The sequence below is a fragment of the Actinomyces marseillensis genome, from assembly GCF_900155605.1.
Lineage (GTDB): Bacteria > Actinomycetota > Actinomycetes > Actinomycetales > Actinomycetaceae > Pauljensenia > Pauljensenia marseillensis.
Genome location: NZ_LT707420.1, coordinates 1577298 through 1590372, shown reverse-complemented (window position 1 = coordinate 1590372; position 13075 = coordinate 1577298). Strand labels below are relative to the sequence as shown.

Annotated in this window: 5 protein-coding genes, 3 rRNA genes and 1 pseudogene; all 9 read left to right on the top strand. The window is 55.5% G+C overall.

All coding sequences use genetic code 11. From position 1 onward, the window contains the following. The first annotated feature begins 1 nt into the window (after window position 1). Window positions 2–2653, top strand: a complete 2652-nt coding sequence (pheT, locus tag BQ8011_RS07000; RefSeq protein ID WP_072455911.1) for a phenylalanine--tRNA ligase subunit beta — start codon at window positions 2–4, stop codon at window positions 2651–2653. 52 nt (window positions 2654–2705) lie between these two features. Further along, complete coding sequence (locus BQ8011_RS06995) at window positions 2706–3197, top strand: flavodoxin domain-containing protein (RefSeq protein WP_072455909.1); 492 nt, start codon at window positions 2706–2708, stop codon at window positions 3195–3197. Window positions 3198–3334: 137 nt separating this feature from the next. Next, window positions 3335–3850, top strand: coding sequence for an arginine repressor (locus BQ8011_RS06990; RefSeq protein WP_081940758.1), 516 nt, complete (start codon window positions 3335–3337; stop codon window positions 3848–3850). 120 nt (window positions 3851–3970) lie between these two features. Next, complete coding sequence (locus BQ8011_RS06985) at window positions 3971–5308, top strand: O-antigen ligase family protein (RefSeq protein ID WP_072455907.1); 1338 nt, start codon at window positions 3971–3973, stop codon at window positions 5306–5308. A gap of 86 nt (window positions 5309–5394) precedes the next feature. Continuing rightward, window positions 5395–6654 carry a tyrosine--tRNA ligase gene (tyrS, locus tag BQ8011_RS06980; RefSeq protein WP_072455905.1) on the top strand — a complete coding sequence of 420 codons (1260 nt, stop codon included), beginning with the start codon at window positions 5395–5397 and terminating at the stop codon, window positions 6652–6654. A gap of 292 nt (window positions 6655–6946) precedes the next feature. Further along, window positions 6947–8484 (top strand): 16S ribosomal RNA (locus BQ8011_RS06975). Window positions 8485–8840: 356 nt separating this feature from the next. Continuing rightward, window positions 8841–11960 (top strand): 23S ribosomal RNA (locus BQ8011_RS06970). 149 nt (window positions 11961–12109) lie between these two features. After that, window positions 12110–12227, top strand: a 5S ribosomal RNA gene (gene rrf / locus BQ8011_RS06965). The 16S, 23S and 5S rRNA genes sit together here, the layout of an rRNA operon. Window positions 12228–12518: 291 nt before the next feature. Continuing rightward, a pseudogene (locus tag BQ8011_RS06960) lies at window positions 12519–13075 on the top strand (hypothetical protein); the annotation flags it as partial.

The following is a 13075-nucleotide window of genomic DNA, read 5'->3' as shown; positions in this document are numbered from 1 at the left end:
TATGCCAATGGTTCCAATGAGCTGGCTGCGTGACTATGTCGATGCAGACCCGGCAATGACAACCGAAGAACTCGCGGCTGCTTTAGTTCGCGTCGGACTCGAAGAAGAAACCATCCACCCCGCGCGCGTTACGGGGCCTCTCGTCGTGGGCCGTGTGCTCAGCCGCGAGGAATTCGAAGCCTCGAATGGTAAGACGGTCAACTACTGCCGTGTGGACGTCGGAGAACATAATGACGCGCCCGGCACTGGAAAAGAGCCCAGCGATCTTCCCTCGCGCGGCATTATCTGCGGTGCGCACAACTTTGATGTCAATGACCTAGTTGTTGTCTCCCTGCCGGGTGCTGTTCTTCCCGGACCTTTCGAGATTGCCGCACGAAAGACTTACGGCCACGTCTCTGATGGAATGATGTGCTCGGCGCGCGAACTTGGCTTGGGCGAGGACCACAATGGCATTATCGTCTTGCAGAAGGACTTCCCGGAAGCAGATCTTCCCGCTGTTGGCCAGAGCGTGATTTCTTTCCTTGGTTTGGGCGAGGAAGTTCTTGAGATCAACGTGACGCCGGATCGAGGGTATTGCTTCTCGATGCGAGGAGTTGCGCGCGAATTCTCCCACTCGACGGGTTCGGCTTTCCGTGACCCGGGTCTTGTGGGGACTCTCGTTGAGTCCGTTCCCGAGGCGAACGAGGCCGGATTCCCCGTTGTTGTCGCTGACGATGCCCCTATTCACGGACGCTGCGGCGCAGATCGCTTTGTGACTCGAATTGTGCGCGGCGTCAATCCTGCAGCTCCCACGCCTCGTTGGATGGTTGAGCGGCTTGAAATGGCGGGAATGCGCTCGCTTTCTTTGGCTGTGGATATCACCAATTACGTGATGCTTGACCTTGGCCAGCCGATGCACGCCTACGATCTTGCTGCTCTTGAAGCTCCGATCGTTGTTCGTCGCGCACGTCCGGGTGAAGAGCTGACGACTTTGGACGAGGTTGCGCGCACTCTGGATCCTCAGGATTTGGTCATTTCTGATTCGCCTAGTGGCGAGGAAGGATCGCGCCTTCTGGGGATCGCCGGTGTGATGGGCGGTGCATATTCCGAGGTCGAGGATTTGACGACGGACATCCTTCTCGAGGCCGCGCACTTCGACGCGGTATCGATCGCGCGTTCCTCTCGTCGTCATAAATTGCATTCCGAGGCCGCGAAGCGTTTTGAACGTGGAACTGACCCGCTTCTTCCCGCGATTGCAGCACAGCGCGCTGTCGATCTCCTCGTTCAATACGGTGGCGGTCATGCGGATCCTGCGGTCTTTGACCTCAATAACTTGCCTGAACCGACGAGCTATGAGTTCGCACTCAGTGATGCTGAGCGTTTGACCGGTGTTGCCTACACGCCCGAACGCGTCCGTCAGCTGCTCGAAGAAGTTGGTTGCGCTATCGAGGCCATTGACGATGAACGTGTACGCGTGACGCCTCCCTCATGGCGCCCCGACTTGACGGGAGCCGCTCACTTCGTCGAGGAAATTGCGCGTCTTGATGGTTACGACAATATTCCTTCGGTTCTTCCGACTGCTCCCGCTGGAACAGGCCTGACGCTTGCCCAGCGCGCACGACGTTTGGTCGCCCAAGGACTCGCGCATGCAGGCTTGACGCAGGTAGAGAGCTATCCCTTCGTTTCTGATTCTTTCGATCGCCAGGGAATGAAGGAAGACGATCCTCGCCGTCAGGCGGTCAAACTGCGTAATCCTCTTGCTGATGATGCGCCGTTACTGCGTACCTCGGTTTTGGACACACTTCTTGACGTAGCGGCCCGCAACTGTGCGCGCGGGATTCCCTCAGTTGCAATTTATGAAGTTGCGAAGGTGGTGCACAGTCAGGGCGTCGTTCCTACGGGACTGATTTCGGCCGAGCATCGTCCCAGTGACGAGCAGCTTGCTGCATTGGAAGCTGGAACTCCTCCGCAGCCGTGGCATGTTGGTGCTGTTCTCGCGGGTCAAGCACTGCCGGCAGGAATCCTCTCCGCTCAGCGTTCTTTCGATTGGGCGGACGCAGTCCAGGCGGTGCGATCGATTGCTGATCAGCTGGGCGTACGTATCGAAGTGACGCGTGCGTGGCTTGCGCAGCCGATGAGTCACAAGGGGCCTCGTCTCCCCGAGGCAGCAACGGATCCCGCTGAAGTTGCTCCCTACCACCCGGGTCGGGTCGCGCGAATCTTTGCGCGAAAGGGTAAGGATTTCGTCGAACTCGCCTTGGCGGGTGAGCTCTCACCGAAGACCTGCAAGGCTTTCGGACTTCCGGCGCGTTCATGTGCCTTCGAACTGGACTTGGATGCACTGATCGCTCTCATCAGTGATGAGCCTTTGCAAGTCAAGCCTGTTTCGACGTATCCGGCAGCGAAGGAAGATCTTGCTCTGGTTGTTGCCAATGACCTGCCTGTTTCTCGTGTTGAGCAGGTTATTCGCCAGGCGGCGGGCGCTCTCATTGAGGATCTTTCGCTCTTCGACGTATACGAGGGCGACCAGGTTCCCGAAGGATTCCGTTCTTTGGCCTTCTCTCTGCGTCTTCGCGCCAGTGACCACACTCTGACTCCCGATGAGGTACAGAAGGTCCGTGCGGATGTCATCGCAAAGACGGAGAAGGTTTTAGGGGCAACGCTTCGCGGGTGATCTGGTTGCGCCTTGTTAGGATGAAGCCAGGCTCGTGTGTGAAGGAGTATCAATGAAGGTTTTGCTGACTGCAGCTTCGCAGCATGGTGCAACCACAGAAGTTGCAGAAGCGATTGCTCGCAGGCTGAAGGTTGATGGCCTCGAGGTTGTCTGCAAACCGCCGCAAGACGTTGACTCTCTTGAGGGATTTGACGCCGTTATTTGCGGTTCTGCTGTCTACATGACTCAGTGGATGCCCGCCGCCCATGATTTTATGGAGCGTTTTGCGCAGGAACTGCACAAGATGCCGGTGTGGGCTTTTTCCGTTGGCATGAACGGTGTCCCCAAGCACGTGCCTCAGGATCCCAGCCGGATTGGTCCTGTGCTGACACGTATCGATGCGAAGGAGTTGCGTTCTTTTGCGGGACGCTACGATCCTTCTCTTCTTTCGCTTCGTGAGAGGGCGATCGTTCGCCTCGCGGGTGCAGTGGAAGGCGATTTCCGTGATTGGGATGCAATCGATGAATGGGCTCACGGCATTGCTCAAGAGCTGACACGTCAATAACTTCGATATTCCGCGGCTGAATGTCGATGGAAGGGGCCTATGCGATCCGATTTTCGCATAGGCCCCCTTTCTTCCCTTATACTTGCCTGAACGGGAGTGGAGTCAACGTCGATTCGCGACTAATTAAGGGGATTTTGATGTCATCTGAAGCGACACCGCAGACGAAGGCTGGGCGCCATGCAGCAATTCGCAATCTGTTAGTCTCCCAAACTATTAGTTCTCAGGAACAACTGCGTTCTGCTTTGGGGACTCTCGGTATTGAGGTCACCCAGGCAACTTTGTCGCGTGATCTTATGGAAATGCGCGCGACGAAAATGCGTGACCGCTCGGGTACGTTGATTTATTCGGTCCCTAACGCAGATGGTTCTCAATCGCACGAAGCTGAGGCCAGCGTTGAACGCTTGCAGCGGTGGCTTCAGACCCTTCTTGTGACTTCAACCTGCGTAGGCAATCAATTGGTTTTGCGCACTCTGGTTGGCGCGGCAAACCTTTTGGGTTCAGCTCTCGATGTGGCTCGTATCGACGATGTCGTGGGAACAATCGCGGGTGACGACACGGTTTTGATCATCTGCACTTCCGATCAGGGAGCGCTTAACGCCCAAGAATATTTGACCTCTTTGGCCGGAGGCGGATCGCATCAAAGCGTCCTGTAAGAGGCTGTTTTCTTGAAGAGAATTGCTGTGTAGAACATGCCCGTTAGCCGTGTGGCTAGCGGGCATGCCTTCTTACGGCTATTCTCCCTACTGGAACTGGTTCTAGTCTTGAGGAATTACGTGAGTACAACAGTGAGTTCGAGGGCCGAATCTCTACTGCCGGCCGTAGGCGTTGCGATATTCTTCTTGGCTTTTGGCGGCCAAGGGGTACGTAATCTTTTTGGCTGGGTCGGTTTCGGAGTGATTGCGGGGATCGTCCTCATTGCTGCGTGGGTGGTTTTCTTCCTTGCGGGTAGGGCAGTGACGCTGCGCCGATTGTCTCTTTCGGTTTCTTCCTACATTCTGGTCTGTTGTTTATCGGTGATATGGAGCCAGTATCGTTTAGAGACTTTTGGCTCAGCCTTGATTACTCTGGCGACAAGTTCGGCGGGGGTTCTCGTTGCGATTGCATTTCCGCTTCGACAGATGTTGGATGTCTTCACTCAGGCGATGAAGATCATCATTGCTGCCTCCTATGCCCTCGAATTATGGGTGTCCTTGGTGGTTGGGCATCGCATACCGCCGATGTATATGCGCAATTGGAAAGAAGTACCGGAACTCTATTACTGGGTGAATGACGCTCTCTTCAAAGGCGGACCGATTCAGGGTTTTGTGGGAAACCGGAATCCGCTTGCCTTCATTGCGCTTCTGCTCATGCTCTCCGTTTTGGTTCTTTGGGTTGAGGACAAGACACATCACCTGCGTAATGGAGCGTGGCTCCTTGCGTGTGTGGGTATTTTAGTTTTGACCGGCTCTGCGACCGTTTTTGTTGCCATGCTCGTCTCGGTGAGCGCCCTTGTTTTCTTCTTGATTATTCGCCGCTTGGGCTTTTATGAACGTCGCTTCGCTGTCCGCGTCGCTCTTACTGCCGCGGCAAGTTTCCTCTTGGTCGCCGTCATCATGAAGGACCAAGTCACTATCTTGCTGGGTCGCAGTTCTGATATGACTGGCCGAGGTGTGATCTGGCAGAAGCTCTTGGAGCTGTGGCAGCAGCACCCCTTCCTTGGATGGGGTTGGGTTGTTTTGTGGCCGCCGTGGTTGCCTCTGTTTAAGAACTTGGTTGTTCGTCCCGACGGCACTCCTACTATGCAGGCACACAATGCCTACATTGAGGCTCTGTTCCAGACCGGAATCGTCGGTCTTATGCTTTTGGCCTTCGCTGTTTTGTGGGTGATGATTCGTATCTTCCGAGTTGCGCTACGCGATCTTGAAACTGATTTAGTGCCTACTTTGGCTGCAGTTCTGATGCTGGCAATGTTTGTGCAGTCTTTTACAGAGTCGCGTCTCTTGACGGAAGGCAATTGGGTGCTCTTCGTTGCCTTTGCAACTTGGTTGAAGGTTCGTGCAGAGTCCTACGACTTCCACCCTCCCCGCCGAGCACTCCCTGGCGGCCGGACTAGCACCACCGCGGCCTCGTAAAGGTAAAACGAACGCTTCCACAGAGGCGAACACTTATCGCGTAAACTATGACTTGAATGTCATTCCAATAGGAAGAGGAAAATTCAGTGACCGATATTATTGACGACCTCCAATGGCGTGGTCTGATTGCTCAGCACACCGACCTTGACGCGCTTCGCGCTCACTTCGCTGCGGGCCCGGTCACTTTCTATTGCGGCTATGATCCCACTGCTCCGTCTCTTCACCATGGACACTTGGTTCAGCTGATCGTTATGCGTCACTTGCAACTGGCTGGACATAAGCCGCTTGCTCTTGTTGGCGGTGCGACGGGCCAGATTGGTGATCCTCGCCAAAGTGGCGAGCGTCAGCTTCAACCGACTGAAGTTGTTCAGGGCTGGGCCGACCGTTTGCGCGCACAGATTTCACGATTCTTGGATTTCGAGGGGCCTGCAGCGGCTTGCATGGTGAATAACCTGGACTGGACCCAGGAGATGAGTGCAATCGATCTTCTGCGCGGGATCGGTAAGTACTTCCGCGTGGGCACCATGCTGAATAAGGACATTGTTGCTCGTCGTATCGCTTCTGATGAAGGTATTTCATACACCGAGTTTTCCTACCAGGTTCTTCAGGCGAACGACTACCTCGAGCTCTTCCGTCGTTACGGTTGCACGCTAGAGACCGGTGGAAACGACCAGTGGGGCAATATGGTTGGCGGCGTCGACCTGATTCACAAGGTCGAGGGCGCTGATACCCACGTCATGACGACGCCCATTATTACTAAGGCTGACGGAACAAAGTTCGGTAAGTCCGAGGGTGGTGCAATTTGGCTCGACCCCGAGATGATGAGCCCGTACGCCTTCTATCAGTTCTGGTTGCAGGTCGCCGATGACGACGTCGTTCGCTTCTTGAAGATCTTCACTTTCCTCTCGCGCGAAGAAATTGAGGCGCTTGAGGTGGAAGTTGCCGAGCGCCCGCATGAGCGTGCTGCCCAGAAGGCCTTGGCTGCGAGCGTGACTGCTTTGGTCCACGGTGACGAGGAGCTTGCGCGCGTGCAGGCTGCGACCGACGCGCTGTGGGGGAGCGGAGACCTTTCTTCCATTGACGAGGCCACCCTGGCAGCAGCTACCAGTGACCTTCCCCGCGCGGAGCTTTCGTTGGGGGACTCTCTTATTGACGCTCTTGTCGAGACCGGACTGGAGAAGGGGCGTAGTGCTGCACGTCGTACCCTCGCGGGTGGTGGAGCTTACGTCAATAAGGTCAAGGTCGAAGACGAAGAGGCTGTGCTGCGTGCCGATGACCTCTTGGCAGGTGGCTTGGTTTTGATCCGTAAAGGTCGCAGGAATCTGGCTGTAGTTGCGGTCCGATGAGCTGTTTTTCAAGGTGTGCTCGTCATCATAGTGTTTTGATTTGACGACGAGCCCCTAAACGGCCTAATCTATAACTCGTTGCGCTGAGGGCGACGGAAACGTTGCAAAGCGCGAAAGCCCCTTTGAGATTCGCCTCGGGTGAATTGCAGATGTGGGGGTGTTGTTTGTGAACTCGATAGTGTGTTTGTTTTTTGTTTTTATGCCTGTTTTTTGTTTTTGAGTATTTTTTTTGGTTGGGATTGCTTGCCGCGTTTTTGTGGTGGGTTTTCCGGGCTTATTGTTTTTACAGTTTTGTTCGGAGAGTTTGATCCTGGCTCAGGACGAACGCTGGCGGCGTGCTTAACACATGCAAGTCGAACGCTGAAGGCTCAGCTTGCTGGGCTGGATGAGTGGCGAACGGGTGAGTAACACGTGAGTAACCTGCCCTCTTCTTTGGGATAACGGTCGGAAACGGCTGCTAATACCGGGTATTCACTGTCCTTCGCATGGGGGGTGGTGGAAAGGTTTTTTCTGGTGGGGGATGGGCTCGCGGCCTATCAGCTTGTTGGTGGGGTGATGGCTTACCAAGGCTTTGACGGGTAACCGGCCTGAGAGGGTGACCGGTCACATTGGGACTGAGATACGGCCCAGACTCCTACGGGAGGCAGCAGTGGGGAATATTGCACAATGGGCGAAAGCCTGATGCAGCGACGCCGCGTGAGGGATGGAGGCCTTCGGGTTGTAAACCTCTTTCGCTCATGGTCAAGCCGCAACTCAAGGTTGTGGTGAGGGTAGTGGGTAAAGAAGCACCGGCTAACTACGTGCCAGCAGCCGCGGTAATACGTAGGGTGCGAGCGTTGTCCGGAATTATTGGGCGTAAAGGGCTTGTAGGCGGTTTGTCGCGTCTGCCGTGAAATCCTCTGGCTTAACTGGGGGCGTGCGGTGGGTACGGGCAGACTTGAGTGCGGTAGGGGAGACTGGAACTCCTGGTGTAGCGGTGGAATGCGCAGATATCAGGAAGAACACCGGTGGCGAAGGCGGGTCTCTGGGCCGTTACTGACGCTGAGGAGCGAAAGCGTGGGGAGCGAACAGGATTAGATACCCTGGTAGTCCACGCTGTAAACGTTGGGCACTAGGTGTGGGGGCCACCCGTGGTTTCTGCGCCGTAGCTAACGCTTTAAGTGCCCCGCCTGGGGAGTACGGCCGCAAGGCTAAAACTCAAAGGAATTGACGGGGGCCCGCACAAGCGGCGGAGCATGCGGATTAATTCGATGCAACGCGAAGAACCTTACCAAGGCTTGACATGCACGGCGGCACTGCAGAGATGTGGTGGCATTTAGTTGGTCGTGTGCAGGTGGTGCATGGTTGTCGTCAGCTCGTGTCGTGAGATGTTGGGTTAAGTCCCGCAACGAGCGCAACCCTTGCCCTATGTTGCCAGCACGTTATGGTGGGGACTCGTGGGGGACTGCCGGGGTTAACTCGGAGGAAGGTGGGGATGACGTCAAATCATCATGCCCCTTATGTCTTGGGCTTCACGCATGCTACAATGGCTGGTACAGAGGGTTGCGATACTGTGAGGTGGAGCGAATCCCTTAAAGCCGGTCTCAGTTCGGATTGGGGTCTGCAACTCGACCCCATGAAGGTGGAGTCGCTAGTAATCGCAGATCAGCAACGCTGCGGTGAATACGTTCTCGGGCCTTGTACACACCGCCCGTCACGTCACGAAAGTTGGTAACACCCGAAGCCCATGGCCTAACCGTTTGGGGGGAGTGGTCGAAGGTGGGATTGGCGATTGGGACGAAGTCGTAACAAGGTAGCCGTACCGGAAGGTGCGGCTGGATCACCTCCTTTCTAGGGAGCCCATTTGGGGGATGCATACGGCCTGGGGTTTTTTCGGGTTGTGTGTGTTTCTTGTGCCTGCATTAGGACGCTGCCCCTTTTGGGTGGTGGGTGTGGGTGCGTTTTTGGGTTGGGCATAAATTGTTGTGCAAGAGGCAAGCATGCTGTCGGGTTCACGTTCAACACCTGTTGGGCGAGTAGCCCACGACTGTTGGCACCGGGTTTTTTGGTGTTGGTGGTTGTGTGGTGTGTTGTTTGTGATCTGTATAGTGGTTGATGAGCATCTTTATTGCAATTGAAACCTGTTCTCTAAAATTTTTTTTGTTTTAGGGTTTTGTTTCTTTTATTGTTTTTTGTGTCTGTGGTTTTGTTTAGTTTTTGTGGGCATTCGGTGGATGCCTTGGCACTCAGAGCTGATGAAGGACGTGGCGGTCTGCGATATGCCTTAGGGAGTTGACGAGCGAGCGTTGATCTAAGGATTTCCGAATGGGGGAACCTAGCTGGTGTTATGGCCAGTTACCATCACTTGAATGAAATAGGGTGGTGGGGGGAACGCGGGGAAGTGAAACATCTCAGTACCCGTAGGAGAAGATATTCCGTGAGTAGTGGCGAGCGAAAGCGGAGGAGGCTAAACCTTGTGCGTGTGATAGGCGGCGGCCGTTGCGCATGGGGTGTTGTGGGGCATGATCGTTCGCCTTCTGCCGGGGGTGGGCATGGTGTGTTGTTGGTGGTTGAACCTCTTGGGATGGGGGACCGTAGTGCGTGATAGTCGCGTAGGCCAGCCGGTGACATGTTGTGTGGGTTGTGTTCCCGAGTAGTGCGGGACTCGTGAAATCTCGTGTGAATCTGCCAGGACCACCTGGTAAGCCTAAATACTACTGAGTGACCGATAGTGCATAGTACCGTGAGGGAATGGTGAAAAGTACCCCGGGAGGGGAGTGAAATAGTACCTGAAACCGGATGCTTTTAAGCCGTCAGAGCCTTGTGGGGTGATGGCGTGCCTTTTGAAGAATGAGCCTGCGAGTCAGTGGCATGTGGCGTGCTTAACCCGTGTGGGGTATGCGTAGCGAAAGCGAGTCTGAAATATGGCGTTTGTCGCGTGTTCTGGACCCGAAGCGGGGTGATCTACCCATGGCCAGGTTGAAGCAAGGGTAAGACTTTGTGGAGGACCGAACCCACCAGGGTTGAAAACCTGGGGGATGAGCTGTGGGTAGGGGTGAAAGGCCAATCAAACTCCGTGATAGCTGGTTCTCCCCGAAATGCATTTAGGTGCAGCGTTGTGTGGTTCCTGTTGGAGGTAGAGCTACTGGATGGCCGATGGGCCCTGTGGGTTACTGACGTCAGCCAAACTCCGAATGCCAATAGGGTTGAGCATGGCAGTGAGACTGCGGGGGATAAGCTTCGTAGTCGAGAGGGAAACAGCCCAGATCATCAGCTAAGGCCCCTAAGTGTGCGCTAAGTGGGAAAGGATGTGGAGTCGCGGTGACAACCAGGAGGTTGGCTTAGAAGCAGCCATCCTTGAAAGAGTGCGTAATAGCTCACTGGTCAAGTGATTTCGCGCCGACAATGTAGCGGGGCTTAAGCGTACCGCCGAAGCTGTGGCAGCAACACATATAGCTGGCGTCATTGAATGATTGTTGGTGTGTTGTTGGGTAGGGGAGCGTCCTGCATGAGGTGAAGCCTGGGGGGAACCTCTGGTGGATTGTGTGGGAGTGAGAATGCAGGCATGAGTAGCGAATCTGCGGTGAGAATCCGCAGCGCCGATTGACTAAGGGTTCCAGGGCTAGGTTTATCCGCCCTGGGTTAGTCGGGTCCTAAGGCGAGGCCGACAGGCGTAGTCGATGGATAACCAGTTGATATTCTGGTACCGCCTAGCAACCGTCCAATACTGAGATCATCATGCTAACCAATTTTGCCGGCCAATACTCGTATCCTTCGGGGTGTGGGTGGAGGTTGGTCTTGGGACCCGGTGGTGGAGGTAAGCGTATTAACAGGGGTGACGCAGAAAGGTAGCTGCAGTGCGCCGGTGGTTTGGCGTATTTAAGGTTGTGGCCCGTCTTCTAGGTAAATCCGGGAGACACTGTGGGTGAGAACTGATGAGGGACGCACGTGTGTGTGGACTTGTGGTGATCCTATGCTGCCGAGAAAAGCCTCGACGCGAGGGGGCAAGGCGCCCGTACCCTAAACCGACTCAGGTGGTCAGGTAGAGTATACCGAGGCGTTCGAGTGAATCATGGTCAAGGAACTCGGCAAAATTCCTCCGTAACTTCGGGAGAAGGAGGACCCCTTAGCTTCCCAGCGCCGCGCGTGCTGGTGGGGCCGGGGGGTCGCAGAGAATAGGGAGAAGCGACTGTTTATCAAAAACACAGGTGCGTGCGAAGCCGTAAGGCGATGTATACGCACTGACGCCTGCCCGGTGCTGGAAGGTTAAGAGGAACCGTCAACGCCCCTTGGGGTGTGAAGCGGTGAATTTAAGCCCCAGTAAACGGCGGTGGTAACTATAACCATCCTAAGGTAGCGAAATTCCTTGTCGGGTAAGTTCCGACCTGCACGAATGGCGTAACGACTTCTCCGCTGTCTCGACCGTGAACTCGGCGAAATTGCAGTACGAGTAAAGATGCTCGTTTCGCGCAGAAGGACGGAAAGACCCCGGGACCTTTACTATAGCTTGGTATTGGTGTTCGCTTGTGCTTGTGTAGGATAGGTGGGAGACTGTGAAGCTGCGGCGCCAGCCGTGGTGGAGTCGTCGTTGAAATACCATTCTGGTTCAAGCGGTCACCTCAACCTTGGCCCGTGATCCGGGTTGGGGACAGTGCCTGGTGGGTAGTTTAACTGGGGCGGTTGCCTCCTAAAATGTAACGGAGGCGCTCAAAGGTTCCCTCAGCCTGGTTGGTAATCAGGTGGCGAGTGCAAGTGTACAAGGGAGCTTGACTGTGAGACCGACGGGTCGAGCAGGTGCGAAAGCAGGAACTAGTGATCCGGCCATGGCACGTGGGTGCGTGGTCGCTCAACGGATAAAAGGTACCCCGGGGATAACAGGCTGATCTTGCCCAAGAGTCCATATCGACGGCATGGTTTGGCACCTCGATGTCGGCTCGTCGCATCCTGGGGCTGGAGTTGGTCCCAAGGGTTGGGCTGTTCGCCCATTAAAGCGGTACGCGAGCTGGGTTCAGAACGTCGTGAGACAGTTCGGTCCCTATCCTCTGTGCGCGTAGGAAACTTGAAAAGGGCCGTCCCTAGTACGAGAGGACCGGGATGGACGAACCTCTGGTGTGCCAGTTGTACCGCCAGGTGCATGGCTGGTTGGCTACGTTCGGGAAAGATAACCGCTGAAAGCATCTAAGCGGGAAACTTGCTTTGAGATGAGGTTTCCACACCCCCCTGTGGGTGGAAGGCCCCCGGCAGACTACCGGGTTGATAGGCCAGAGGTGGAAGCACCGCGAGGTGCTCGTGAGCCGACTGGTACTAATGGGCCGACACTAAACACAAACACATCAACCACACTGTTTACACCGCATGGTTGACAGACACTATAGAGTGCTCGTCGCCACTATACGGATCACAACCAACACAAACCCCCACGCCCAACGCGCGGCACACACTCGGGGGCGTTTAAGTGAATATGGTTGAACCGTCTTGTGGTGGTCATAGCCGCGGGGAAACGCCCAGCCTCCATTCCGAACCTGGAAGCTAAGCCCGCAAGCGCCGATGGTACTGCACCTGGGAGGGTGTGGGAGAGTAGGACACCGCCACAACACACTCAACGGCTTGGCCCCGGAACCCACACGGTCCCGGGGCCAAACCTTTATATACTGATGCTCGCAAGGCGAGCGAGCGGCCGACTACCGCGACGATGCCTAGGCTGGGTGATACGACACCCAGATACGATTTACGCAACGCGGTCGACGAGGCCAATCCCACAGTTTTTGGCAATCCACAGGTTGTCAAGCGCGCTGGCTTGTTTGCTACTCGCCCATTATGCTGGATGCGTTCATAGTTTTAATTCAAGATAGGTGCGGTCGAAGGGCCCGAAGAAAGTAGGAATTGTGGCAGATAGGTTTGACTCCTCGCAGCGTCGCGGACGTGGATCAAGGGGAGACGGCGGTTCATACTCTCGCGGCGATTCTTCTCGTGGACCGCGCCGTTTCAATTCTTCCGATCGACGTTCCTCGCGTGATGGTGGGCAAGGTTTCGACCGTCAGGGACGCTTCGCCGATCGCGACCGTGGCAATTTCGATGGTCGTCGTTTTGATCGTGATGACCGTCGTGGGGGTGAGCGTTCCGATCGTTCGCGTTTTGATCGCGGTGATCAGCGCGATGGTCGTCGTTTTGACCGTTCTGAGCGTGATTTCCGTTCTTCTGATTCTCGTGAGCGTCGCTTTGATGGTGAGCGTTCGGGGCGTTTTGACCGGGATTCTAGAGACCGTCGCTTCTCAGGGCGCGACGACGGCCGGGGGAGTCGTCGTTTTGATCGTGATGACCGTCGTGGGGGTGAGCGTTCCGATCGTTCGCGTTTTGATCGCGGTGATCAGCGCGATGGTCGTCGTTTTGACCGTTCTGAGCGTGATTTCCGTTCTTCTGATTCTCGTGAGCGTCGCTTTGA

What these genes read in the sequence shown, in the direction of transcription:
- pheT (WP_072455911.1), top strand. Translation starts at nt 2, where the DNA reads ATGCCAATGGTTCCAATGAGCTGGCTGCGTGACTATGTCGATGCAGAC.
- BQ8011_RS06995 (WP_072455909.1), top strand. Translation starts at nt 2,706, where the DNA reads ATGAAGGTTTTGCTGACTGCAGCTTCGCAGCATGGTGCAACCACAGAA.
- BQ8011_RS06990 (WP_081940758.1), top strand. Translation starts at nt 3,335, where the DNA reads ATGTCATCTGAAGCGACACCGCAGACGAAGGCTGGGCGCCATGCAGCA.